The organism is Streptomyces sp. NPDC005492, from assembly GCF_040605995.1.
GTDB lineage: Bacteria > Actinomycetota > Actinomycetes > Streptomycetales > Streptomycetaceae > Streptomyces.
Genome location: NZ_JBEXDX010000004.1, coordinates 108,366 through 133,855, shown reverse-complemented (window position 1 = coordinate 133,855; position 25,490 = coordinate 108,366). Strand labels below are relative to the sequence as shown.

Here is a 25,490-nt window from a genome sequence, read left to right as displayed (position 1 = left end):
ATCACGGCACGATGCGGCCGTCGTGTCACGCCGGGCGCGGCGGGACGGAGCCGTAGCGTGCGCGATGGAGCAGGAGGACGCGGACCGATCCCGTGGGGGAGCGATGTGCTGGAGTGCGAAGGCCGACCTCGTCGCGGGTGCGGGCGTCCTCGCCGTCGGGGTGGCCTGTGTGGCCAGGACCCGCAGGCCGGCCGATCTCCCGCTGGCCGCGCTGCCGGTGCTCCTCGGCGTCCACCAGATCGTGGAGTCCCTGGTGTGGGCGGACGGCGGAGGCACCGGCGCCGCCACCCTCACCTGGGCGATCATCGCCCTGCCGTTGCTCGCGGTGTGGGTCCCGGCGGGCGTGTGGTGCGCCGTGCCACGGCGGGCACGGCCCCGGATCGGTGTACTGCTCGCGATCGGCGTGGCCACGGCCGCGGCACTCGCCCACGCCCTTGTCGCGCACCCGGTGACCTCCGAGATCCGCGGCCACACCGTCGGGTACGTCGTCGACCTCCCCCATGCCCAACTGGTCATCGCGGGCTACCTCGTCGCGACCGTGGGCGCACTGCTCGCGTCCGGCGACCGAGGGCTGGTACTGCTGGGCGTCCTGGTCGCCGTCGGCGCGATCGTCTGCTGGGCGCTGTGGGAGCTGGAGTTCGTCTCGACGTGGTGCGCGGTCGCCGCGGTGACCTCGGTGGTCCTGTTCTTCTGGGCGCGTGGGCGGGGGCGGGACCGGGGGAGTCGGCGGTATGCGGGTGTGTCGCGGGGTGGGGCCGCGGGCTGAGGCGGCCGTCGCGAGTGAAGCGCCGGGCTCCGCAGGCGAGGTAGGTAGGGGAACCCGCTGGGCGCAGATTCCATCCGGTCACGCTGCCCGCCGGTGCCGCAGGCCTCCTCCTTGGGGAAAACCAGGCTTGCTTGGGGAAGACCCGACCGCCCATTCCGGATGTGTTCATACATGTGCCGTTTCCGGTACACAAGACGAGACTCTGATGAGCCCGGCACGCGCAGCTCCGCGCCGAACACCCGGGAGACAACAGATGTCCAGACGTCACGTCAGATCCGCAGCCGTCCTCGCCGCCGCCGGAGTCCTGATCGGGGTGACCGCCGCCCAGCCCTCCGCGTTCGCGGCCTCCCCCCACCGGGCCGCCGCCAGGCATGTCCTGCTGGTCTCCGTCGACGGACTGCACCAGTCGGACCTGGCCTGGTACATCGCCACACACCCGAAGTCCGCGCTGGCCCGGCTGGTCGGCGGCGGCGTGGAGTACACCCACGCCAGCACCACCACGCCGTCCGACTCCTTCCCCGGCATGGTCGCCCAGGCGACCGGCGGCAGCCCCGGCACCACGGGCATCTACTACGACGACACCTACAACGCCGCGCTCCTCCCGGCGGGAACCACCAGTTGCAAGGGCGTCAAGCCCGGGGTCGAGGTGGACCTCACGGAGGACCTGGACAAGAACCAGGCCTCCATCGACGCCGGTCAGGGCCTCACGGGCCTCCCGGACAGCATCCTGTCGATGACCGGCCACCCGGCGAGCCTGATCAACGCGTCCAAGCTGCCGGTCGACCCGAAGACCTGCCGGCCGGTGTACCCGCACTCCTACCTCAAGGTGAACACGATCTTCGAGGTGGCCCGCCAGGCGGGTCTGCGCACCGCCTGGTCCGACAAGCACGCCGCCTACGAGATCCTCAACGGCCCCTCGGGCACCGGCGTCCAGGACCTGTTCACCCCGGAGATCAACAGCGACGCCCTCGGCTACGCCGCCGGCAACGACTGGACCACGGACAACAAGGCCACCGAGCAGTACGACGGCTACAAGGTGAAGGCCGTCCTCAACGAGATCGACGGCTACGACCACAGCCGCGCCCACAAGGTCGGCACCCCGGCGATCTTCGGCCTCAACTTCCAGTCGGTCTCCACCGCGCAGAAGCTGCCCACCTCGGACGGCCTCACCGGCGGCTACACCGCCAAGAACGTCCCGGGCCCGCTGCTGGTGAAGAACCTGGACTTCGTCAACACGGAGATCGGCGCCCTGACCGCCGAGATCGCCGAGCGGCACCTCTCCGGCAGCACCACCGTCATCCTCTCCGCCAAGCACGGCCAGTCGCCCACCGACCCCGCCGCGCTCACCCGCGTCGACGACGGCCCGCTGCTGGACGGCCTCAACGCCGCCTGGAAGAAGCTCCACCCCGGCTCGGCCGACCTGGTGACGCACGCGGTGGACGACGACGCCATGCTGCTGTGGCTCTCCGACCGCTCAGCGGCCGCCACCGCCTTCGCCAAGAAGTACCTGCTCGCGCAGAGCGGCACCGGCACCGACATCAACGCCGCGCCCAAGGCATACGCCCACGGCGGGCTCAGCAAGGTCTACGCCGGCAGGGCCGCGGCCGACTACTTCCACGTCAAGGCCGGCGACGCCCGGGTCCCGGACCTCCTCGGTGTCGCGCAGTACGGCGTCGTCTACACCGGCGGCACCAAGAAGATCGCCGAGCACGGCGGCGGCCACTCCGACGACCTCGCCGTTCCTCTCGTCGTGTCCGGTGCCTCCGTCCCGGACGGCGTGCGCGACTCCGCGGCCGTGCAGACCAAGCAGATCGCACCGACGATCCTGAGCCTGCTCGGCCTCGACCCCCGCGCCCTCCAGGCGGTGCGCGAGGAACACACCAACGTGCTGCCGGTCCGCTGAACCTGCTGACCCTGCCCACCGGGACATGCCCACGGCCGATCCGTCGCGGTTCGCCCGGGCGCGGCCCTCCGTCGTGCTCAGCCTTGTTGAGCAGGGCCTGCAGCGTGGTCACACAGCCGCCGGTCTGTCCCTCCAGCGGCGCCGCGCCGTGGACGTCCCGGCCTCTCCTGGAGAGCCGGAACACCGGACCCGGGCCGCTTGACGTGGACGACCTGGAGACGCTCTTGACCGAGGGCATTGGTCTTTCGGTTGCGTGTCGGGCAACTGCCTGCGGTGTGGTGCCGGCTTGATCAGGGGGTGCGCCGGTCAGGGCGAGGAATTCGCTGCGGGAGCGGCCGTCGGTGCGCAGCAGGCCGAGGAGGGTGGAGGTCATGGTGCTGGAGCCGGTGGCCTGGACACCGCGCAGGGTCATGCAACTGTGCTCGGCCTCGATGACCACGCCGACGCCCTTCGGCTCCAAGTGGGCCCCGGCTGCGCGCAGGTCTGAACGCCGTCGCCATCGGCTGCGGCTGGTCAAACGGGTACTCGGTCCGTTCGGGTCGTGGTGGCTCAAGCCGCGCCTCGAGGGGACCGTGCCCGTACGGCTCGGAGAGCAGATCACCCATGTGCGGCGGCAAGACACTGGCCTTATGGTCACCACCAGGGACCTCGAAGGGCAGACGCACACGGTCACGGCCGAGCATGTCCTGGCCGCCACCGGCTACCAAGTCCGCCTGGACGGACTGGACTTCCTGGCCCCCGAACTGCGTGCCGGGCTCGCCCGCACCGGAGGCTCCCCCATCTCGACGCGGGGCTCCAGTCCTCCGTGCCCGGCCTGTACTTCACCGGCATCCAAGCGGCGGCGACCTTCGGGCCGCTGCTCCGGTTCATCTGCGGGACGGCGTTCGCCGCACCCCGCCTCGCGGCAGCCGTCGCGGGCACCTGACGGGGCGATAGCAACGGGTGATGCCCGTACGCCGTGCAGGTCGTCCTCGGTGTCATGTGGGGCCGGCGGCGACGCTGCCGCCCGCCCAGGAGTTCGGCGCGCCGGCGCAGACCGACCGGGTGAGCTCGGTGTGCTGTCTCGTGGGGCTGATACTGCTAGGCGGAACTGGTGGTGCTGGTCGGCGGAGCCTGCTGATAGAGCGCCACCAACACACCGTGCACGGGCTGGTCCTCTGTACTTTCCTCGGCCCCGTCGACCAGCTCGGTGAGGGTCTCGCCGAGTTCTCTTGCCTTCGCGGGGCTGAGACGCAGGTGGCGCAGTGTCAGGTGGGTCTCGGCTGGAGAGCGGTCCAGCTCCTGGGCGACTGCGGCGAGCATCGCGGCGGTGCCCGCCGCTTCGGGCTCGGCGACGACCATTCGGCGGGCCGTGCGTTGGTAGTACTGCTCGGTGCCGCCGCGGACTTGGCGGGTCTCTGCGATGTGGACCAGTCCGGCCTCTCGGAGCACTTTCAGATGGTGGGCCACGTTGCCCTTCTTCGCGTCGAGTTGCGCCGCGAGCCGGCTGATGGTGGCGGGCCGCTGGCCCAGGGCGAAGAGCAACCGCTGACGCAACGGGTGGGCGAGGGCCGCGAACTGTTCAGGCGCGCCGAGCTCCAGGACGTCCTGAGGAGGCGGCAGGTGGGAAGGCTGATCGCGCATACCGAAAGTGTCTAAATTAATTGACGCTTTCGCAAGGGCAGTGCTCTACTCCCTGCCATGACGACTGTGACGAAGCATCGGCCTGCCGCTGTCATCGACGAGACAGTCCGGCTGCTGACCGAGCACTACGTTTTCCCCGAGATAGCCGAGCAGGTCGCCTGCCTGCTGCAACAACGTCTCGCCGAGAGCGCCTACGACGTAGACGACGCCGAGGAGTTCGCCCGCCTGGTCACCGCGGACCTGCAGTCCGTCAACGGTGACCGACACCTGAGACTGAAGCACCACGCCGACCCGGTGTCCCCGGAGCAGGGGGCGGCCACCCTGGACTCCATACGCCGGGACTTCGACACGTCTCTGGGCGGTGCGCCCCGGGTGCAGTTGCTCGACGGAGGCGTCGCCCTGGTGGAGCTGGCACCGATGCTGTTTCCGCTGGAGTGGGCCGCCGAACCGCTGAGCGCCGCGCTCACCCTGGCCTCCCGCGCCCAGGCGCTGATCGTGGACCTTCGCGCCAACCGGGGCGGCGACCCGGACGCGGTCGCCTTCGTCTGCAGCTACCTACTGGACGAGCGCACCCACCTCAACACCATGTACTGGCGCGACGGCGAGCGCAGCGAGCAGTCCTGGAGCCTGCCGCACGTTCCCGGAGCACGCTTCGGCGGCAGCAAGCCGTTGTATGTGCTGTCCAGTGCCAGCACCTTCTCTGCCGCTGAGGAGTTGGCGTACGACCTCCAGCAGCTAGGTCGCGCCGTTGTCGTCGGCGAGCGCACCCGCGGGGGCGCACATCCGTGCAAGGGCTGGACCGTGCACCCGCACCTGGAAGCCACCATCCCCGGTGGCCGCGCCATCAACCCGGTCTCCGGCACGAACTGGGAGGGCACCGGCGTGCAACCGGACATCCCATGCGCTGCCGCCGACTCCCTCGACCGAGCGCACGCGCTGGCCCTCGCCCGACTGGCAGGTTGACCCGGTCCAGCTCACCGACAGCACTGCATGAGTGTGTGGACGAGTTTCAGGAAACACCTCGGGCCTTGCGGTGGGCGCAACTCAGTCAATTCTCTGTGTGGGCTCGCCCGTTGCGACGGATCGTCGTTGCGGGGGACCGGTGTCCGAGGTGACAATGCGTGGAGGTGCCGGGTGGTCATCCCGGCGAAGTGTTGGAGGCGCTGCTTGTGAACACCGCATCGCGGTGCGCCTCGTCATGCGCGCCAGACGCTGACCACTTCGCTTCGCCCGCCGGCTGACCTGCTTCGTTCACGGTGGGCGCTCGCCGTGGCCGCGCCGCTGTTCGCGTTCGGAGTGCGCGGCCTGCCCGAGGCGCAGGCCCAACGACGGGCCGAGCGGACGTCGTTGCGGGCCTACCGTCGTGAACTCGCGGAAGGGTATCGCTTCGTGGCGGCCACGCCGCTGCTGCTGGGCCTGTGCCTGATGACGTTGGTCACCCGGGGGCTCGACCAGGGATGGAGCGCCGTGCTTCTGCCCGTGGATGCCCGTGAGGAGCTCGGTGGTGCCGTCGATCTCGGTCTGCTGAACGCGGCGTTCGGGGTCTGCGCACTCACAGGGGCGCTGGTCTACGGGGCGGTGGGCAGCCGCTTTCGGCGGTGGCCCGTGTTCACGATCGCCTTCCTCGTCGGGGGCCTGCCGCGCTTCGTGGTGGCCGCCTTCACCGACACCTTCACCCCGCTGGCCGTGATCATGGCGGTTGAGGGGCTCGCCTTCGGAGTGCTCAACCCCGTCATGGCCACCGTGACCTATGAGACGGTCCCGGAGGAACTGCGCAGCCGCGTGCTGAGCGCGACAACGGCCTCGGTCCAGCTCATCACTCCGCTGGGCGGACCGGTTGCGGGCTTCCTCGTGGATTCGGTCGGCCTGCCCTGTGCGCTGCTGGCGGTGGGCGGTGTGTATCTGCTCGCCACCTTGTGCCCGCTGGTCTTCCCGGCCTGGAGGCAGATGGACCGTATCGGCTCTCCCCACGACAGAGCGGACGGCTCGCTGCCGCAGGGTTCGGGGGCGAAACGGGTGTAGAGACACGGGCCGCCTGTGAAGGTTGACCGTTCTCACCGAAGCTTGAGCGGCGCTGAGTTCAGGGGTTGTCATCCCGTTGGGCTTGTTCGTTACGGCATCAAACGCCGACTCATACGCCGCCGGTACGTGCCGCCGGTGAGACTGCCGATGACAACCGGATGGAAGCGGGGGTGGCGGGGTGCGACTCGAAGGGTGGCACGGCTGGGTCGGTACGTTCACCGGGGTGGTGCTCCTCACGGTGGCCGCGTTGCCGTTGGCAGCGCTGGCGGCTTGGGCTGTGGCCCGCTGGCGGAGGCTCGCCGGTGTCAGGGCGGCGAGGGCGTGGCGCATGTCGCTCGCCGAGGTCGGCATGGTCTATGGGACGGTGCCGCCGGTCTGGTTGATCCTGCTGCCGGGCGATGAGGACGGGGCGGTCGTGAACATGGTGCCGCTGCGGGACCTCCTCACGATGGACGCGGGCCAGATCGTCGGCAACCTGCTGGTGTTCGCGGCGCTGGGGTTCCTCGGCCCGCTGCGGTTCGCGGCGCTGGCATCGGTACGGCGGGTTCTCGCGCTCGGGGCGGGCTGCTCGATCCTGGTCGAGACAGCGCAGTACATCCTGCAACTGGATCGGGTGTCGTCGGTGGACGACGTACTGCTCAACACCGTCGGCGCCGGTCTGGCCGCACTGGCGTCACGCGGCTGGTGGCGCGTCGACAGGAGCCCGCTCCCCGCGGGAGGAACGGGTCCCAGGCCCGGGGAGGTGAGCGGGAGATCCGCATGAGGGTATGCCGGGAGCAGCACTTTCGTCGGTACTCCCGCGGTCCCGGCGGTGTTGTCCCCGCACGACTGGGTTCGCTGTCAAACGCCTTGGTCGGATGACAAGGGACACTCATGTCGAAACGACATTCACTGGGAGTGACACAGTCAGCCGTGACTCGGATAGGCCCGGGCGGCACCCCCGACGTCAGGGTGAGGCGGAGACCAGGTTCCCGACTGCTCCATGGGCCGGAGCGCCGCAGCGACGCCCAGGTAGCTCGGGAGGTGGATGCGGTCGTCGTGGACGCGGATCACGCAGACCTGGTCCAGAGCGTCGCAGATGTCCGGCTCGGGCATTTGCTGCTCAAGCCAGGCGATGGTCTGCGCGCGAGTGCCAGGGCCCCGGCGTTCCGGGCGTCGTACTCCATCAGGTTGGGATCCTCTCGCGCCATGGCAATTGTGGTTGCGGGAGAAGTTCTTCCGGTTCTCGGCTCCGGTGCCCCATCGGGTGCGGACAGCCGCTTGGCCAACTCCTTGACGGGCGCAGCGGAACCTGGGAACGACTCCGACCGACAGGCCAGACGATCTTCGCATGGGCACCAGCCGACGGCAGGCGTGAGTATCCCTCCGGGCCCTCACACCAAACCCGTGACCAGCAACTTCACGACGCCCGGTGCTCACTGCTGGTTCCGGGTTGGCCGGCTCGGGCCAAGAGGGTGGCGAGTTCGTCAGTCGGTCGGCCGGTGTGCAGGCTGAGCAGGTTGGCGAGGAGGTCGTTCAGGGGCGGCCATGGGAGGTCGCCGTGGTCGTTGTAGAGGCCGATCAGTCCGTGCATGGCGGTCCAGAGCATGAGGCCGTCGCGCCATTGCTGCTCTTCGGTGGGCTGCCGTCCACGGGTGGCGTTGACGCCCGCCAGGGCGGTGATCACGGTCTCGAGAAGATGGGCGCCGTCGCCGTGGCCTCCTCCGAGGGCAAGATCCGCCGGCATGCGTCCGCCGAAGAGGGTCCGGTAGTTGCCCGGCTGTTCGACGCCCCAGTGCACGTAGGCCGCGCAGCGGGCCACCAGGTCGGAGAGTGGATCCGAGGCTGATTCCGCGGCCTGGTCCATGAGCTCGGAGAGCTGGTCGTAACGCAGCCGGAGCACGTGCTCGATCAACGCGGCCAGGTCGGGGAAGTGCCCGTAAATGCTGGCGGGGGCCACTCCCACCTCGCGGGCTACCTGCCGCAGGGTCAGCGTCTCCGGCTGATCGAGGGTGGCCAGGAGTCTTGCCGCGGCGTCCACAAGCTGGGCCTTGAGGACCTGCCCCTGACCGCGCGGGTTGCGGCGACGCGCTGGGCGCGCCTCCTGCGACGGCATCATCGACCCCTTCCCGTCGGCGTCGGCCCCTCAGTAGTCGTGATCACTTTACCGGCACCGGCGCACTTGACAGACGTTAACCAACGCATGTTCACTTAACTAACCAACACTTGTTTAGTTAAAGAATGGAACGCCATGCGCATCGCCGTACTCGGAGCCTCGGGCAAGGTCGGCCGCCTCCTCGTCGAGCAGGCCGCGGAACGGGGGCACCAGGTCACAGCCCTCGTCCGCACGCCGGAACAGTTCACGGTCCCGCCCTCGGGGCACATCGAAGTCGCCCGGGCGGACGTCAAGTCCCCGGACTCGTTCCCCGACCTGAGCCGCTGTGACGCGGCCGTGTCCGCGATCGGGATCAGCAAGGGCGACGGCCTTGGCGCGCTCGCCGCCGGGGCGCGGCTACTCGCCGCCGCCGGTGTCCGCACCGTGTGGCTGGGCGCACTGGGTACCGGGGTGTCGACGAACGCGGGCGGAAGGATCTACCAGGCGATCATGCAAAGGGTCGTGGGCAAGGAGATGCCGGAGAGGGAGGAAGCCGACCGGATCGCGAGGGACGCCGGCGCCGCGGTGTTCCACGCCCCCGACCTCTGGGTGGGCGCCGTCAGCCCCAAGCGGCGCATCGTGCTGCTCGCGGACGTCAAGCGCCCTGTGCTGCCGCCCCACATCTCCCGTGCCACGCTCGCGGCACTCATGCTCGACGAGGCGGAGAAGGGCGGTCACGGCGGCGAGATCGTCGTCCCCCTGAGCTGATCCACAGGCGCCATGGAGCGATGCCGCACCGCGGGCGGCGTAGTCGTGGCAACCAGCGTCGGTCATCAGGAGCCGGTACTGGTGCTTGGTCGTGCGGTCCCGGTCGGGCAGGTGCTGTCCGATCGGGACCTGCGGGAGGAGAGCATGTTGGTCGGCAGCGGGCTGGGATTCAAACTGGCCATCTGTCCGGCGAACCGGGCGGGGCGTCGCTCCGGACGAGCATGAAGAGTGGGATGGCCACGGAGCGGAAAACGCCGCCATCCTTCTGCGTGGCGCCCCCGGAAGGGCGCGAACTCCGTTCTCCCGCAGGCCGTTTGGTATTGATTGGTGCCCTGAAAGGGCTGCCAATCAACTCCCGGCCGGGGTGAACTCGAAGCAGTGGGGGAGGCCGTCCCGCGTCCCCTTGGGGGAGGGGCGCGGGACGTACCGCCGGGTCGTGCGACGGGGACGGGGGAATGGCATGGGGCGTCCGGAGGGTCCGCTGGATCCTGAGGCCGGGCCGGTGCAGCGGTTCGCGTACGAGTTGCGTCAACTCCGGCGGGAGGCAGGGGGGATCACCTATCGGGCGATGGCCGACCGGGCGGACTTCTCCGCGGCCACGCTGTCGGAGTCGGCGGCCGGCGAGCGGCTCCCGTCCCTGGCTGTCGTCCTCGCGTACGCGGAGGCCTGTGGCGCGGACCGCGGTGAGTGGGAGCGGCGTTGGCGGCGGGCGGCCGAGGAGGAGGCCGGGCGGACGCCCGAGGGCGAGGAGGGGGCCACACCGCCGTACCGGGGGCTGGCGCGGTTCGAACCGGCCGACAGCGGCCGCTTCTTCGGCCGGGACCAACTGGTCGCCGATCTGGCGGAGTTGGCCCTGGACAACCGGTTCGTGGCCGTCGTCGGCACCTCGGGCAGCGGAAAGTCGTCCCTGCTGCGGGCCGGGCTGGTCCCGGCGCTGCGCGGCGACGCCTGGCCGGGCGCCCGCCCGGCGGCCGTACGCATCCTTACCCCCGGCGAGCATCCGGCTCGTACCCACACCAGGGCGCTCGCCCCCGCTGAGACCTCGGGGGAGGAGGGGGAGACCTGGGTCCTCGTGGACCAGTTCGAGGAGGTCTTCACGCTCTGCCAGGACCCCGCCGAACGCACCCGCTTCCTCGACCGGCTGCTGACCGCCTCCCGGCCCGACAGCGGACTGCGGGTGGTGATCGCGGTGCGTGCGGACCTCTACGGCCGGCTCGGCGAGCACCGGGGCGTCGCGGCCGCCCTGCGAGGTGCGAGCCTGCTCGTCGCCCCGATGAGCACGGACGAACTGCGCGAGGCCATCGTCAAGCCCGCCGCGGCCCAGGGCCTGACCGTCGAACGGGCCCTGGCCGACCGGATCGTCGCGGACGTCACCGCTCGGCCCGGCGGCCTTCCGCTGATGTCCCACGCGCTCCTCGAAACCTGGCGCCGCCGCCGCGGCCGCACACTGAGCCTCAAGGGGTACGAGGCAGCCGGCGGCGTCCGCGGCGCGATCACCCAGACCGCCGAGGACCTCTACGGCAGTCTTTCCCCGCAGGAGGCCCAGCTCGCCCGCCAGGTGATGCTGCGGCTGATCGCCCCGGGTGAGGGCACCGACGACACCAGCCGTCCCGCCCGCCGGGCCGAACTCGACGCGGCCGGCAACGGCGACCCGACCGTCGTACTCGACCGGCTGGCCCGGGCCCGGCTGATCACCCTCGACGACGACACCGTCGACCTCGCCCACGAGGCGCTGATCACCGCATGGCCCCGACTGCGCGAATGGATCGACCGCGACCGCGAGGTGCTGCGCCGACGCCGATCACTCACCGAAGCCGCCGATGCCTGGGACCAGTTGGACCGCGACTCCGGCTCCCTCTATCGCGGTGCCCGGCTGACCGCGGCCGAGGAAGCCTTCACCGCACTCAACAGCGCCGCCCAACTCACCCCGCTGGAAAGCGCGTTCCTCACCACGAGCCTCCGTACGCGGGACGCCGAACAGCGTGCGACGGCCCGTACGGCCCGCCGACTGCGCTTCCTGAGCGGGGCGTTGGCGGCCCTGCTCGTGCTGGCGGTCATCGCCGCCGGGCTGGCGTTCACCCAGCGGCAGAGCGCGGTCAGGGCGCAGCACACGGCACTGTCCCGTCAACTCGCCGCCCAGTCCGAGGCGTTGCTGGACACCGACCCCGATCTGGCCTCGCTGCTCGCGGTCCAGTCGTACCGGACGAGCCCCACCACCGAGGCCGTCAGCAGCCTCTACACGGCTGCCGCCCTGCCACTGCGTCACCGCCTCACCGGGCACAGCGCCCAGGTGTGGTCGGTGGCGTTCAGCCCGGACGGGCGCACCCTGGCCACCGCGAGCGACGACGAGACCGTCCGGCTGTGGGACACGGCCACGGGCAGGAGTCGCGCCACACTCACCGGTGGCGGCGGAGCGCAGGATGCGGTCGCGTTCGCTCCCGACGGCCGGACGCTGGCCGTCGGCGGGGAGAACGGCGTGCAGGTCTGGGATGTGACCACGGGCAAGATCCGCGCCAGGTTCCAACGCCCGGGCCACAGCCAGGTGGTGGCAGTGGCGTTCAGCCCCGACGGCCGCACGATCGCGGCCGCCGAGGACAAGACGGTGGACCTGTGGGACGCGGCCTCGGGAAAGGCCCGTGCCACGCTCAAGGGCCACAGCGCCCAGGTGTGGTCGGTGGCGTTCAGCCCCGACGGCCGTCTCCTCGCCACCGGCGGCGAGGACCGCACGGCACGCCTGTGGGACGCGTCCACCGGACGCCCGCGAGTCACGCTGACGGGCCACACCGGGGCCGTACGGTCCGTGGCCTTCAGCCCCGACGGTCGGACCCTCGCCACCGGCGGGAGCGACAAAACCGTCCGGTTGTTCGACACGGGCGGCGGTGCCGGACACATCCTGCGCACCGGCCACACCGGCCAGGTGATGTCGGTGGCCTACAGCCCGGACGGCCGCACCCTGGCCAGCACCGGGACCGACAAGACCCTGCGGCTGACGACGCCGGCCACCGGCGAGAGCCGGATCATCGCCACCGGGGACACGGCATTCGTGATGTCGGTGGCGTTCAGCCCGAACGGCCGTCTCCTGGCCACGGGCAGCGAGGACAGCACGGCCCGCCTGTGGGAGTCCGACCAGGGCCGGACGCGTGCCACTCTCAACACCCGTACGGGACCGGTCCGTTCGGTGGCACTCAGCCCCGACGGCCGCACCCTGGCCACCGGCGGGGACGACGGGAAGGCCCGCCTGTGGAACACCGGCAACGGAACACTCCGGGCCACCCTCACCGGCCACACCTCGGCCGTACGGTTCGTCGCGTTCAGCCCCGACGGCCGCACCCTGGCGACGGGCGGCGTCGACGGGACCGTACGGCTGTGGGACGTGCGCACGGCGACATCCCGGCTGGTCCTGCGCTACAGGTCCGGCGTCTGGTCGGTCTCCTTCACCCCGGACGGCCGCGGCCTGATCAGCCGCTACGACGACGGCGAACTCCGTGCGTGGAACACGACCACCGGCAAGGGGCGCGCCCTCACCACCCGGCACACCAAGCCCGTGTGGTCCGTCGCCGTCAGCCCCGACGGCCACACCCTCGCGACCGGCGCGTACGACAAGACGATCCGGCTCCAGGACCTCACCACCGGCACCACCCTGGCCACGCTCACCGGCCACACCAGCACCGTCAAAGCACTGGCGTTCAGCCCCGACGGACGGACCCTCGTCAGCGGCAGCGAGGACCGCACCGTACGGCTGTGGGACACCGCCACCGGCAAGCAGCGGGCCGTCCTGACCGGTCACGGCGACCAGGTGTGGGCGGTGGCCTTCAGCGCCGACGGCCGTACCGTGGCCAGTGGCGGCGACGATGGCACGGTCCGCCTGTGGGACGTGGCGACCCGGCGGTTGCGGGGCACCTTGACAGGCCACACCGGGCCCGTACGGTCCGTGGCCTTCGGTCCCGACGGCCACACCCTCGCGACCGGCAGCAGCGACGGCACCGTGCGCCTGTGGAACGTGACTCTGCTCGGCCCCCGGCAGGCCGCCGACAGAATCTGCGCCGCCGTACACCGCGACTTCACGGCGTTGGAACGGGCCGCATACCTGGGCGGCCGCCGGGACGTGGCCTGTCGGACCTGATCGCCGAGAGCCGCTCACACCTCCCGGTGCTCGATGCCCAGCAGGCTCGCGGCGGCGCGGAGGTCCGCGGTGTGGTGGCCGAGGGCCAGGGACCAGTGGTGGCCGACGCCCGTGGCGCTCCAGGCGTCGACCCACTCGCCGGGGTCGCGGCCGAAGTCGACGCGGCTGGTGGTGTTGCCGATCGTGAGGTGCGGTCCGGGTACGACCGTGCCCTCTGAGGCGACGAACGAGAGGGTGCCGTCGGCGTCCTGGCCGAGGCCGAGGAGGGTGACGGGGCCGTGCTGGACGTCGAACTCCACGCTGACGCCCCAGCCGCGCTTGCCGTGGTAGACGCCCAGGCCGCGCAGCAGCGGGTCGCGGGAGCTGACGGCGAGGTGGGCGGGTCCGTCGTGGCCCATCTCCACCACGTCGTCCTCGAAGTCGAGGGCCTGGATCTCGGTGAAGGAGCCCCCGGCACCGATGCTCTGGGTCGCCAACTGGGCGAGACTGGTGCGCAGTTCGTACTCGCCGGCGGCCGGCACGCCCCGGGCGGTGAGCAGGGACGCACCCAGGATCATGCCGGCGCCGAGCCGTTCGTGCAGCTCGCCGTCGAGGCCTCGGTGGTAGTAGGCGAGGGTGTCGAGCCCGAAGTCCTCGACGAGCCGGTCGAGGGCCACGGACACGGTCGCCCCCCACGCGAAGTCCTCGTCCACCACGCTGTCGTCCACGGCGAAGATCCGCCGGGCGAGCGCCGTGCGCTCACGGGTCTCCGCCTCACTGACCTGCTCCACCCGGTGCCGCAGATCATCGAACTCCAGCACCTCGACATGCGAGCCGAACGTCGCCGGGAGCAGCGTCAGATCGGTCGACACGTCGAGCATCCCCGGATACAGATGCCCCATCAGACCGTGCCGGGCGTGCCGCAGCGCTGCTCGTACCCGTGCGGCCTTGATCCACTGCTCGATGCGCCGCCAGGCCGACTCCTGGCGCAGCCAGCCCGACACCGACCGGAAGGGGATCCCGGCCCGTCGGAAGACGTTGCCGACCTCCGGCACCGGGCACTGTCCGCAGTAGGCGAGCCAGGCGCCCGTGTCGAAGGAGGCGTGGTCCATCCGTTCGGTCGGCTGGAGGTCGATGACCAGAACGGGTGTGTGCGAGCGCCGGGCGATCGGCAGCACCATCGACGAGGTCAGGTACGTCGTCAGGAACAGCACGATCAAGTCGCAGTCCGCCCGCCGCAGTTGCTCGGCGGCGACCGCTCCCTCGGCGGCGTCGGAGATGAACCCGACGTCGGTCACCTCCGCGTCCATCCGCTGGAACCGCTCGGCGACGTATGCGGACGACTCCCTCAACTGCGGTAGCAGGTCAGGGAATTGCGGCCAGTAGGCGCCGAGCCCGCCCGCCACGAGTCCGATCCGGGTACGGCGGCGGGTCACCGGAGGGAGCAACTCGCGCAGGGTGGCGGCGCGTTCCGCGGTCACGGTCGTGGGGTCGGTCGTTGCCATGGGCGGTGTTCCTTCCGGGTGCCGGTGCGGCTTCAGGTGCGGGCCACGCCGAGGCCCGGCGCCGGGGCGGCGGCGGTGGCGGGGGAACGCCGGATCAGGACATGGATGACGTACACGCCCGCGACCCCCGACGCCGCCATGCAGAGGGTGATCAGCCAGAGCAGGAGCGAGGCGCTGTAGTCCATCAGGGCGGGCGTGACGAACGCGACGCCGGCGAAGACCCCGCGCGAGAGGGCGTAGGTGAGGCCCTGGGTGGTGCCGCGGGTGTCCGGGGGGAGTGTGAGCTGCGACCACACCTTGTAACTGGCCTCCCCGGCAAAGGGGTTGGAGATCTGGTACAGCACGAAGAAGACCAGCATGCCGACAAGCGCGCCGGCCGTGAGGGAGGCGATGCAGAAGGCGATAACCTGCACGACCGTGAACACGTAGAACAGCCGGTCGCGCCAGGGGGTGTCGGCGATCCGGACGAAGACGAAGGTCAGCACCAACGCGATCGGCAGGAAGGCCAGATTGATCCCCGTGGCCAGGCTCTGGGAGGCGCCGCTGACCGTGACCAGCAGGTACGTGCCGAACTGGCCGAAGGTGTTGGCGCCGATGCCCCAGGTGACGTAGTAGACGAAGGTCGCCGCCATCGGCAGCAGCGCGGCACGGTTCCACACGTTCTTCAGCTCGATGCCGTGCGGCACCGCCGCCTCCGTCACGGTCGGCTCCGACGGCTCGTCGGCCAGCTCGAGCCGGGAGCGGAGCTGCCAGGTGACCAGCGCGGCGACGATCAGATGGCCGGTGATGAACCGGGCCCCGGTCAGCCCCGTGTCCGACAGGAGGTAGCCGAGGAAGATGACCACGACGATGCCCGCCACCCACATGACCTGGGTGAAGGACACCAGCCGCGCCCGGCCTTCGGGTGGCGCGGCGTCCGAGACCACGGCCAGGGATGTCGGCAGATCGGCGCCGGCGGCCAGTCCCGCGACGAGCACGCCGACGAAGAGCACGATGTCGTTGGGCGCCAGCGTGATGACGATCGCGCCCACCGCGTAGCAGAGGATGTCCAGGTTGTAGACCCGGCGGCGCCCGAACATATCGGCGAGCCGGCCGCCGACGAGGGAGCCGACGGCGATGCAGCCGGTGACGATCGCGCTGATCGCCCCCGCCATCCACACGCCCATGTCGTAACTGTCGCGGTAGATCGCCAGATTGACGGCGATGCTGACGATGAGCGCGGCGTCCAGGTAGGAGGCCATGCCCGAGAGGGCCGCGACCTTCCACAAGTGCTTCGGAATGGGCTGTTCAGGGCGTTCCGGGGCAGGTGAGAAACGGATCATGATGCGGCTCCTCGCGGCTCTGGGCCGGGGTCGCAGTGAATATAGGGTTCAAAAAACGTTCCAACAACCCCTCTTGCGCAATTCGAGGGGAAGAAGCACGGGCCTCCTTCCCGCTTCTCGCGACCGGTGCCAACATCGCAGGTGACAGACGATCGAGCCGATCTAAAACGTTTTTGATCCGCGAGGTGCCCGAGCCGCACTCGGAAGGACCGCCGCCATCATGATCTCTCCCGAGCTCCAGCAGCTCTTCGACACTCCGCCCCGGGACTTCGGCCCCACCCCGCTGTGGTGGTGGTCGGGTGCCAAGGTCACCCGCGAGCGCCTCGAATGGCAGCTCCGGAGATTCGCGGACGGCGGTGTCCACAACCTCGTGGTGATCAACCTGGCGCCGGCCGGGCCGAGTTTCGGCGCCCGGACCGACGACCCGCCGTGGTTCGGCGAGGAGTGGTGGGACCGCTTCACCGACACCTGCCGCATCGCCCGGGACATCGGCACCCGCCTGTGGTTCTACGACCAGATCGGGTTCTCCGGCGCCAACGTCCAAGGTGCCATCACCCGACGGCGCTTGGACGCCAACGGCCGGGCACTGCGCTCCCGCCGGGCCACCGTCGTCGGCGGCACGGTCGCGCCGCGTGGCGGCGAAACCCTGGTCGCCGCCTACGACCTGACGGGCCGTCGGCTGCCCACGGCACAGGGCTCCGGCCCCTTCCGGATCTCGGCCGCCGAGGGGACGGACGTACAGCTCGTCACCGCCGTCCCCACCGCTTTCGACTACCTCTCCCCGCATGCCGTGGGACTGCTGCTGGACGCCGTCCACCACGAATACGACCGCCGCGTCCCCGAATACCTGGGCAACGTCATCGCGGGCAGCTTCCAGGACGAACTGCCCGGCACCAACTCCTGGAGCCACCGCTTCCCCGACGAGTTCCGCGCCCGCCGCGGCTACGACCTCCTCGACCACCTGCCCGCACTGTTCGGCCCGGCGACCGCCCGCGCGGCGAAGATCCGCGCCGACTACTACGCCGTCCGCGCCGAACTCACCGAAGAAGCCCTCTTCAAGCCCCTCGCGTCCTGGCACGAGGAACGCGGCATGCTCGTCGGAGCCGACCAGAGCCACCCCGCCCGAGCGGGCTTCCCGGCCCAGTCCACGCAGATCTACACCGACTACTTCCGCACCCACCGCTGGTACGGCGCAGCCGGCAGCGACCACCACGGCGACTCCAAGGTCCACTCGTCCATGGCCCACCTCTACGGCCACGAGCGCGTCTGGATCGAGGCGTTCCACTCCTCCGGCTGGGGCGGCACCCTCGCCGACACCTACGACTGGCTCCTGCCGTTCCTGCGCAGCGGCGCCAACCTGTACAACCCGCACGCCAGTTACTTCGGCACCGCGGGCGGCTGGTTCGAGTGGGCGCCGCCGTCCACCGACTGGCGTCAGCCCTACTGGCGACAGTACCCGGCGTTCTCCCGGGCCGTCGCCCGGATCTGCTCGATCATGTCCTGGGGCACCTACAGCGCCGACGTCGCGGTCCTGCACCCCACCGCCACCATGCAGGCCCTCATCCCGCTGGACGCACCCGTCCAGCACTTCGGCGACGGCCGCCTGGGCGACGACCACGCCGACGTCGACGAGACGCAGCGCGACTACCTCGACCTGTGCGGCACGAACAACTGGCTGAGCCCGCACGTCGGTTCACTGGACCGGCACCGCATCTCCTTCGACGTCATCGACGACGCCTCCGTGCAGCGCGCCACCGCCACCGACGGAGCCCTGCGTGTCAGGGACCTCGCCTACCGCGCCGTACTGCTGCCCTCGACAAGCGTCCTGGAGGAGGAGACGGCCCGTCGACTGACCCAACTCCTCGACAGCGGCGGCCGGGTGGTGGTCGTGGGCCGTCCGCCCGCGACGGCAGCCGGACAGGCCGGCGACGACTCCGTCGTGGCGGCGCTGCTGAAGCATCCACGCCTGGAGCGGGCGAGCGATGCCGAGACCGGCGCGACGACGGTCGCCGATGCCGCCGGACACGCGACGGGGGAGCTGCCACTGCTCGTCAGGAGAAGGGGAGTTGACGCGGTGGCCCTGGTGACCGGGGCATTCCCCGACGCCCGCACGCGGCCGGGCGACGCCGACCACGAGGCGGACCCCGCCCGCTACACCCGTCACTCGACGGTCACCGTGCGCGCGGTCGTGACCGAGGCCGAGATCTGGAACCCGGCGACCGCCACCCGCCGACCGGCCAACATCACCGTCGCCGACGGCCTCTCGACGATCGACGTCCCACTGGAAGGCGCCCCCGCCGCCCTCGTCGTATGGCGGGAAGGCATCCGACCGGAGCCCCCGACGACACCACAACTCCGCGGTCAGGAACGGGCGTTGGACCTTTCGAGCGGATGGGAGGGCCGCTTGGTCCCCACCATGGACAACACCTGGGGCGACCTGGCCCTGCCCGCGGGCTCCTCCGTCGCCGAACCGCAGATCTGGACCATGGACTGGACCGAGACGGACGACTCCCGCCCCCGCTGGGAGCAGACGCGCGCGACCTACGGCAACCGCGTCCGCGTCCTCTCCCCGGTGCCCACCGCCCAGGCCCCCGACCCGCTCGACGCACCGGCCGTCGAACAGATCCTCGCCGGAGAACGGCCACTCACCCCCACCGACGACGCGGCCTGGAGCGTCTCGCTGTACTCGTCGAGCCGCGGCATCCCGGACCCGGATGGCCTGCTCGGCAACAAGGGCCTGGTGACAGAGGAGTTCGTGCGTGTCCCCGTGCCCGGACCTGGCACGGTCGCCCGGATCCGTTCGATCGTGGAGACGGACCACCGCGGCCCCGCCGACCTCCACATCGGCGCCGCCGCCACCAAGCGAGTGTGGTGGAACGGCGAGCGACTGGACACCAGCACGGGATACCTCGCCACCGCCCGCGTGCGGATCGGCCGGTCCCGCAACGTCCTTGAGTACGAACTGGCTGACGCCCAGGATCGACCGCTGCTGATCTCCGGCGCGCCCGACACACCCTTGGGCAGCTACTTCTGTCTGACCCGCCCGGACGGCTTCGCGGCCCGCCCGCAGTTCATGTGCCTGCCGGAGGACGTACGACCCTACGGCGGCGTCACCTATCGCGGGCGTCTCACCGCCACCGGCGAGGCGGTACTCGTCGTGGGCACCGCGGTGGGCGTCACCGTACTGCTCGACGGGGTGGTCGTCGCGCGCCAGGAGAAGGTGGAGTACTACGAGTCCGACTGGGGAGCGGTACCGATGTTCTTCCGGCACCAACTCACCCTGGGCGAAGGCGAACACCTGCTGGAGGTGGTGGCCGACGCCGTCCACCCGCGCGAGGCCGTGTTCGTCGACTGCGTGACATCCTCCGCCAACGCGCTGGTCAGCGGCACCGGTTGGGAGGCGGAGACGGGCGGCTGGCATGGTCGTACCGTCGAACACGCGGGCCGGTGGGGCGAGTTGCAGCACTGCTACGCGGCCGTACGACCACACCCGTTGCCGGACACCGAGTGGCTCACCGGCGCACCGGTGCTCGGCACCGCCGTCCTGCCGTTGCGGTCCACGGACATGGTCCACGAACGTGCCCAGCGCTTCCGCTTCACCGTGCCGCCGGGCACCGTATCGCTGGACCTGCCACTGGAGTTGCCCGCGAGGGTACGGTTCGGCGACGGCATCGAGAAGCAGCTCGACGGGCGGGATCTGACGCTGGATCAACCGGTCGCCGGGTGCGCGGAGTTCGAGGTGGTGACCGCGCCCACCGCCGTACTGCGGGGTGGTTCGGCCTGGCGCGGGCCGGTCCGCGTGCGTACGGTGCCGGCGAAACTGCCGCTGGGGGACTGGACGGTGCTGGGGCTGGGCGGCTGGAGCGGTGGTGTCACGTACGCGCGAGAGGTGGAGGTCCCGGCTGGTCCGGACCCGGTACTGGATCTCGGGCGGGTGCGCGGCAGCGTGTCCGTCCTCGTCGACGGGGAGGGTGTCGGAGAGGCGTTCTGTCCTCCGTACCGGTTCCAACTCGCGGGAGCCGCTGGGCGGTTGGTCCGGCTGGAGGTGACCGTCCACAACACCCTGGCGCCCTATTTCGCCGAGGCCACTCCGACGGCGTGGGCGTTCCCGTCCCAACTCGCGTCGGGGCTGATGGGACCGGTGACCCTACGGATTCCGGTCTGACGGGGATCGGGTGGAGTCCCGGAGGACGAGGTCGGGCGCGAACACCCTTGTCTCATGGGCGTGTTCGGCGCGGGCCTCCACCTCGTCGAGCAGCATTCCGACGGCCGCCCGGCCGAGTTCCTCGACGGGTTGGCGGACCGTCGTCAGGGTCGTGCCCACGAAGCTCGCGATGTCGAGGTCGCCGTAGCCGACGACCTGGACCTCCTCGGGTATGCGCACCCCCCGCTCGCCGAGTCCGCGGCACAGGCCGGCGGCGAGGAAGTCGTTGGTGCAGAAGACCGCGTCGGGAAGTTCGTCGAGAGCTCGGGCGATCTCCAGGCCGTACGCCACCGTCATCTCGTCGGCGACGACCTGGCGCAGCCGTGCCTCACGCCGGGTACGCACGGCCTGGCGGGCGCCCTGGTAGCGGTCGGCGCACTGGACGATCCCGCGCTCGCCGTTCACGACGAGGATGTCGCGGGCCCCGCAGTCCAGAAGGTGCTCCACGGCGACCCGGCCGCCGGCGATGTCGTCGACGGAGACGGAACATCCGTCCTGGGCCGACAGCGCACGGTCCGCGAGCACCAGGGGGATGCCGCGTTCGCGGAGCCGGGTGAGCCGGGTGGGGTCGGCGCCGAGCGGCACCACCACCGCCCCGACCGCCCGCTGCTCGATCAGCATCGTGAAGTAGCCCTGCTCCCGCTCGGGAGCGTCCCCGCTGTCGCAGAGCACGAGGGAATAGCCGTGGTCGTAGGCCGCGTCGGCGGCACCCCGTGCGATACGTGAGTAGAACGAATTGGCCACATCGGGCAGCACCAGCCCGATGGAGGACGAGTGGCCGGTCCGCAGTCCCGCGGCTCCCGGATGCGGTACGTAGTCGAGCGCGGCGACCGCGTCACGGACCCGCTCGGCGGTGCGGGCGTTGACCCGCTCGGGCCGGTTGAGGACGTTCGACACCGTGGACACCGAGACACCTGCGGCGGCCGCGACATCCTGAATACGGGCGGGGCGAACCGATACGGTGTCCACCCCCTCGCTGCGCAGGCCGTGCGACCAGGCACGACGCGGTTCTCCATGGGCGGCGTCAGTGTACCCCGAGGGTGGTTGGAACGTTTTCCGCCGGGTGGCCCGGGGTGTGGGGGGTATGTGCGGCTCCGGCGGGCCTGTGATCAGCGGGGTTAGCATGGCGCCATGGCTGAGGGTTCCGGGGCTGATGCTCCGATGGGGGGCGACCGCCCATTGAGGCGCGATGCCGCCCTCAACCGGGAGAAGATTCTCCGTGCGGCGCGCGAGGTTTTCGGCCAGCACGGGCTGGGCGTCACGCTCGACGACGTGGCCCGGCACGCGGGGGTCGGGGTCGGGACCGTGTACCGGCGTTTCCCTGACAAAGAGACCCTTGTGCGGGCCCTGTTCGAGCAGGATCTCGGGTTGCGGCAGGAGTCGGCGGAGCGGGCTCTGGCCCATCCTGATCCCTGGCAGGGGTTCGTGGACTTCCTCATGGAGATGGCGGCGGACCTCGCCGAGAACCGTGGCCTCAATGAGGTGATCATGCTGGGGAGCCACAGTTCCGAGCCGATGGAGACGGTGCGGGGCGGCATGCTCCCCTTCCTGGAAGCGCTGATCTCGCGGGCCCAGGAGAGCGGGGATCTGCGTGCGGAGATCACTCCGTCCGACATCCCCGTCATCGTGCAAATGCTCAGCGCCGCCAGCCAGTTCACCCAGGGCAAGCGCCCCGACGTCTGGCGCCGTTACTTCGAGATCTTCCTCAACGGCATCAGACAGCGCCCGGACAACCCTCCCCTCTCGACACCGAGTCTGAGCAACGAGACGGTGGAGCAGGTGATGGGGCTGGCGAGGCCGGCCCCGACACAGGAGTAGCAGGTCTGCCGTACGTACAGACCTGCCACCCGAGTCTCAGGAGGACGGGCCCCAGTCGTCCTGGCTGGGCGTGGCCGAACTCGGCGTCGTCAGCGGCAGGTTGATGAAGGACGCAGCTTGCGGCGATCGGATGATGGTGTAGACGCCACCGGCCAGGTTCGCCAGCTCCTGCGGGGTCGGGGCGACGGGGGAGTGGAAGTCGGCCGGGGGTTGGCTGTTGATGCTGACCTGGATGCGGTAACCGGCCGGAATCCTGGTGAAGTTGGACAGGAGCGAGATGTCGTACCGGGTGGTCTTCCCGGGTGTCACCGGGCGCTGTGCCGCCTGGGTGAAGGGATGGCTGGGCTTGAGCAGCGTGCTGTCGCCGTCGTACCAGCTCTCCCGGGTGTCCAGGGCGCGTTGGCTGCCCAGGAGGATTCCGTCGGCCTGTTTGGTCACGGTCCCGTCCGGGGCGACGATGCTCAGCTTGGCCGTCAGTTCGGTCTCCGGTGTCGTCGAGTCGGCGTAGAGGGTGACGTCGGTCGGACCGTCGAGGAGGGCCGCCTTGGAGAGCGGAGCGGTGGTGTAGGTCAGCGTGTTGGCCGCGGTCGCCGTACTCCAGGTGAGCGTGTCGCTTCCTGGGGCGGTCGGCTTGTCGGTGGTGAGGGAGCCGTCGCCCAGGTAGTACGTCCGGGCGTCGGCGGACAGCGGCCATGCGGCGCTGTCGACCCAGGTGTCGGCCCCGTTCTCGAACAGGTGCAAGGGAGTTGACGTGCTGGCCATGCCGGTGGGCGCGTTCTTGAGCCAGGTGTCGAACCACTCCAGGCGGATGGCCTGCAGCGTCGCCTCGTTGACGTGTTCGCCATGGGTCCAGGGCCCGACGATCGCCTGGTAGCGCCCGGTGACGGCTTCGTCCGACGAGACCGGATCGGTCAACGGCCGGTGGAAGTAGGCGTTTTGAGCGGCCGTGTAGGCCCCGAGGTTGCCGCCGGGGAAAAGATCGTTCCAACCGGCCTCGGACAGGGCCGGAATGCCGTTGTCCACGATCCGGGGCATGAGCTTCTGTACGTCGAGTGCCTGCCAGTAGACGTCGTTGTACGACCGAGAACCGCCCGATGCCTGCTGGGCTATGGTCACCGACTGCGGATCGGTGGCGGGGTCGTCCTCGGGGCCGCGCGGCTCGGCCTGGGCGATGCCGGCCACGAAGCTGGTCGGGATACCTCCGTCTGCGGTGAGGTCGTCGTAGAAGTCCGAATCGGTGCAGAACGGGGTGATGGCCTTGAGCGCGGAATGCCGGCCCACGGCCGCCGCGGTGAACCACTGGTTCACCCCGAGGTAGGAGCAACCGTCAAGCCCCACCTTGCCGTTGGACCCCGACAGCGTGTGCGCGGCCCAGTCGACGAGGTCGGCGCCGTCCTTGCCCTGCCGGCCCCCGAACCAGTCGACCTGCCCGCCGGAGTCGCCGGTACCGCGTACGGCGGAGGCCACGTAGATGTAGCCCCGCCGCACGAAGTAGGTGCCGCCGGCGGCCGGATCGGAGCGCTGGGCGCCGTAGGGATTCTGGGTCAGGAGCACGGGGAACGGGCCTGACGCGCGGGCGCCGGTGTCCGGGTCGGTCGGATAGACGACCTCGACGGCGATCTTCACCCCGTCGTCCATGGTGACGGTGGTGTGGACGGGCGTGCTCACGGTGTAAGTCGCCGCGGGTGGCTGCCAGTTGACGGTGTGCGCGGGGAGGGCGGTGGCCGTCGTCCGGCCTGCCGCGACGAGGAGGAGTGCGGCGGAGGCGCCGCTCACTATGGAGAATCGGTCTCTTGCCCTGGGCTTCTTCATGCGGCTCCTTGGCGTGGGTGGGGGTACCTCGTCACGCCGGCTGAGGGACGGCCTGACGCTCGCGGTTGAGGGCGAAGAGCGGGAACACGGTGCGGCCGCGGAGGTCGTTGGTCAGTTCCGCCAGGACCAGATAGAAGGCGACAGCGGCCAGCACCATCTCGACGTATCCGGCGGTGTGCAGCACCGACTCGCTCGGCACGCCCGCACTCGACGCGCCCAGATAGGCGACCACCAGCAGCACGATGGTCAGCGTCAGCAGGGCGAACGCGCTCACGATCACCGCGTTCGTGCCCAGACTGGCGACCGCGAAGACCAGCGTGACGACGAGCCAGGGGATGAGGAACAGCCCCAGCGACTGCATCACCGCATGCCCGGCCTGAGCCGCCGCCACCTCCGCCGACGCTCCGTCGACCTTCGCCGCGGCCGCCGCCGCACCCGCGATATGGGGTGCCGCCCAGAACTCGATCGCCGTGTACCCGAGCCAGAACGCCCCGTACGCCGTCAGGAACGAAGCCGCGAACGTCGCACCCGAGGCCAGCGCGAAGAAGCCAGCGACGAGCTGGACGACGCCGCCGTAGAAGAAGGTTCCCGCCAGCACGATCGTGCCGTCGGCCGCGTCGATGACGCCGGCGGTGTGCAGGCCGAGGATGAGCGAGCACCACGCGAACCCGGCCGCCCCCACGGCCGTCGCGTGACCGATGTGGGAGGGGGTGCCTGCGGGGCGCGGCGGTCTCTGGGCATCGCGAAGCGACACTTCAGCCATGGTGATCACCCTTCATTGATGTCGGACAGCCGGGGCATCGGGCCCAAGGCGTCAACCGAATGGTCGGTAGTTTGAGAACGGCCGGTTGAGGCTGTCAAGGGATCGAACCGAAGTGGAAAACGTGCTCGAGGCCGCCCGGCGAGGGCTGGAAGCGCGGTGGCGGTGGAGCGGGTGCCGCGTCGGCGGCGGGCGCTCGACATCAGAGTCGCGGACATCGCCGCAGGTGGGGGAGGGTATTCCCCGTTACGTTCGAAACGGCCGCGTGGGCGGTGAGTGATCGTCCGGAAGGGTCCGGCTGGGGGCTTCCTGGGTCGATGTAAGTGGAGATATATTCTCCACAACGAGGGTAGAGTGAGGGTGGCGGCGTCCTCGGAGATCCCGCAGACGCCCGCCTTCCCGCTACCCGCCGCGAACTCGACGAGAGGTGGCGCTCAGGTCTGAGCCACTACTCCCTGACGCGATGATCAGTGGGACTTCTCCCCGGAGTCGCCGCTCGACCCGTCCGTGTCCGGGGGTGTCATCCCCTCGGCGGGACCCGCACCCGGTCCGTCGCGCAACTGCTCCGCGGCCCAATGGGCCCACTCCTGCTCCAACACCCGTTGCCGGATGCCGTGTTCAAGGACGAGCCTGCCGCAGGCGGTCAGCATGTCCTTGTCCCACTTCTCCGTGTCGCGGAGGGCGACGAGGGCGTCGTGCTCCTTGGCCGAGGCCTCCGCGTGGTCGAGGAGTCGCTGCACCGCTTCCTCGCGCGGCAGGAGTCCGAGGAAGAAGGTCTGCAGGAGCATCGGGTTGCGCAGCGGCCGGCTCT

18 protein-coding genes and 1 pseudogene are annotated in these 25,490 nt (G+C 70.4%); 9 read left to right on the top strand and 10 right to left on the bottom strand.

Translation table 11 applies throughout. The features are described 5' to 3' along the window. The first annotated feature begins 103 nt into the window (after positions 1-103). Together ABZT04_RS07665 and ABZT04_RS07660 are read left to right on the top strand one after the other, a co-directional pair. Positions 104-766, top strand: a complete 663-nt coding sequence (locus ABZT04_RS07665; protein WP_356054580.1) for a DUF6629 family protein — start codon at positions 104-106, stop codon at positions 764-766. A 253-nt stretch (positions 767-1,019) separates the two neighbouring features. After that, entirely contained in the window at positions 1,020-2,669 is a 1,650-nt protein-coding gene (locus ABZT04_RS07660) for an alkaline phosphatase family protein (protein ID WP_356054102.1), read from the top strand. 301 nt (positions 2,670-2,970) lie between these two features. On the opposite strand, the pseudogene ABZT04_RS07655 reads toward ABZT04_RS07660, so the two are convergent. Both ABZT04_RS07655 and ABZT04_RS07650 read right to left on the bottom strand, forming a co-directional pair. Next, positions 2,971-3,129: pseudogene (locus ABZT04_RS07655) on the bottom strand (GTP cyclohydrolase I); the annotation flags it as partial. Between the two features lie 620 nt (positions 3,130-3,749). Then, positions 3,750-4,292 carry a winged helix-turn-helix domain-containing protein gene (locus ABZT04_RS07650; protein ID WP_356054100.1) on the bottom strand — a complete coding sequence of 181 codons (543 nt, stop codon included), beginning with the start codon at positions 4,290-4,292 and terminating at the stop codon, positions 3,750-3,752. Between the two features lie 57 nt (positions 4,293-4,349). On the opposite strand from ABZT04_RS07650, the gene ABZT04_RS07645 reads away from it, so the two are divergent. The 3 genes from ABZT04_RS07645 to ABZT04_RS07635 all read left to right on the top strand — a co-directional run bounded on the left by ABZT04_RS07645 (position 4,350) and on the right by ABZT04_RS07635 (position 7,077). Continuing rightward, positions 4,350-5,255, top strand: a complete 906-nt coding sequence (locus ABZT04_RS07645; RefSeq protein WP_356054098.1) for a S41 family peptidase — start codon at positions 4,350-4,352, stop codon at positions 5,253-5,255. 306 nt (positions 5,256-5,561) lie between these two features. Further along, positions 5,562-6,314, top strand: a complete 753-nt coding sequence (locus ABZT04_RS07640; protein WP_356054092.1) for an MFS transporter — start codon at positions 5,562-5,564, stop codon at positions 6,312-6,314. Positions 6,315-6,492: 178 nt separating this feature from the next. Beyond that, complete coding sequence (locus ABZT04_RS07635) at positions 6,493-7,077, top strand: VanZ family protein (RefSeq protein WP_356054090.1); 585 nt, start codon at positions 6,493-6,495, stop codon at positions 7,075-7,077. Positions 7,078-7,220: 143 nt separating this feature from the next. Here ABZT04_RS07635 and ABZT04_RS07630 read toward each other — a convergent pair whose 3' ends face one another. After that, entirely contained in the window at positions 7,221-7,409 is a 189-nt protein-coding gene (locus tag ABZT04_RS07630; RefSeq protein ID WP_356054088.1) for a hypothetical protein, read from the bottom strand. Positions 7,410-7,713: 304 nt separating this feature from the next. Further along, positions 7,714-8,412: a TetR/AcrR family transcriptional regulator gene (locus ABZT04_RS07625; protein ID WP_356054086.1), complete on the bottom strand. Its 699-nt coding sequence runs from the start codon at positions 8,410-8,412 to the stop codon at positions 7,714-7,716. 132 nt (positions 8,413-8,544) lie between these two features. On the opposite strand from ABZT04_RS07625, the gene ABZT04_RS07620 reads away from it, so the two are divergent. Then, complete coding sequence (locus ABZT04_RS07620; RefSeq protein ID WP_356054084.1) at positions 8,545-9,156, top strand: NAD(P)H-binding protein; 612 nt, start codon at positions 8,545-8,547, stop codon at positions 9,154-9,156. A 460-nt stretch (positions 9,157-9,616) separates the two neighbouring features. Beyond that, positions 9,617-13,279 (top strand): helix-turn-helix domain-containing protein, encoded by a 3,663-nt coding sequence (locus ABZT04_RS07615; protein WP_356054082.1) that lies wholly within the window; start codon positions 9,617-9,619, stop codon positions 13,277-13,279. Between the two features lie 14 nt (positions 13,280-13,293). Here ABZT04_RS07615 and ABZT04_RS07610 read toward each other — a convergent pair whose 3' ends face one another. Both ABZT04_RS07610 and ABZT04_RS07605 read right to left on the bottom strand, forming a co-directional pair. Continuing rightward, a complete protein-coding gene (locus tag ABZT04_RS07610; protein WP_356054080.1) occupies positions 13,294-14,763 on the bottom strand; it encodes an L-fucose/L-arabinose isomerase family protein in 1,470 nt (489 codons plus the stop codon). Between the two features lie 32 nt (positions 14,764-14,795). Continuing rightward, positions 14,796-16,085 carry an MFS transporter gene (locus ABZT04_RS07605; protein ID WP_356054078.1) on the bottom strand — a complete coding sequence of 430 codons (1,290 nt, stop codon included), beginning with the start codon at positions 16,083-16,085 and terminating at the stop codon, positions 14,796-14,798. Positions 16,086-16,305: 220 nt separating this feature from the next. On the opposite strand from ABZT04_RS07605, the gene ABZT04_RS07600 reads away from it, so the two are divergent. After that, positions 16,306-20,250 (top strand): glycosyl hydrolase, encoded by a 3,945-nt coding sequence (locus ABZT04_RS07600; RefSeq protein WP_356054076.1) that lies wholly within the window; start codon positions 16,306-16,308, stop codon positions 20,248-20,250. On the opposite strand, the gene ABZT04_RS07595 is transcribed toward ABZT04_RS07600, so the two are convergent. Further along, a complete protein-coding gene (locus ABZT04_RS07595; protein ID WP_356054074.1) occupies positions 20,233-21,258 on the bottom strand; it encodes a LacI family DNA-binding transcriptional regulator in 1,026 nt (341 codons plus the stop codon). The genes ABZT04_RS07600 and ABZT04_RS07595 overlap by 18 nt on opposite strands. 162 nt (positions 21,259-21,420) lie before the next feature. Between ABZT04_RS07595 and ABZT04_RS07590 the strand changes: the two genes are divergently transcribed. Next, positions 21,421-22,107 carry a TetR/AcrR family transcriptional regulator gene (locus ABZT04_RS07590; RefSeq protein WP_356054073.1) on the top strand — a complete coding sequence of 229 codons (687 nt, stop codon included), beginning with the start codon at positions 21,421-21,423 and terminating at the stop codon, positions 22,105-22,107. Positions 22,108-22,143: 36 nt separating this feature from the next. On the opposite strand, the gene ABZT04_RS07585 is transcribed toward ABZT04_RS07590, so the two are convergent. From ABZT04_RS07585 to ABZT04_RS07575, 3 genes are all read right to left on the bottom strand, one after another. Continuing rightward, entirely contained in the window at positions 22,144-23,919 is a 1,776-nt protein-coding gene (locus tag ABZT04_RS07585) for a CocE/NonD family hydrolase (RefSeq protein WP_356054071.1), read from the bottom strand. 31 nt (positions 23,920-23,950) lie between these two features. After that, on the bottom strand, positions 23,951-24,682 hold the full coding sequence (locus ABZT04_RS07580; RefSeq protein WP_356054069.1) for a GPR1/FUN34/YaaH family transporter: 732 nt from the start codon (positions 24,680-24,682) through the stop codon (positions 23,951-23,953). A 464-nt stretch (positions 24,683-25,146) separates the two neighbouring features. Further along, a complete protein-coding gene (locus ABZT04_RS07575; RefSeq protein ID WP_356054577.1) occupies positions 25,147-25,467 on the bottom strand; it encodes a hypothetical protein in 321 nt (106 codons plus the stop codon). Positions 25,468-25,490 lie beyond the last annotated feature (23 nt).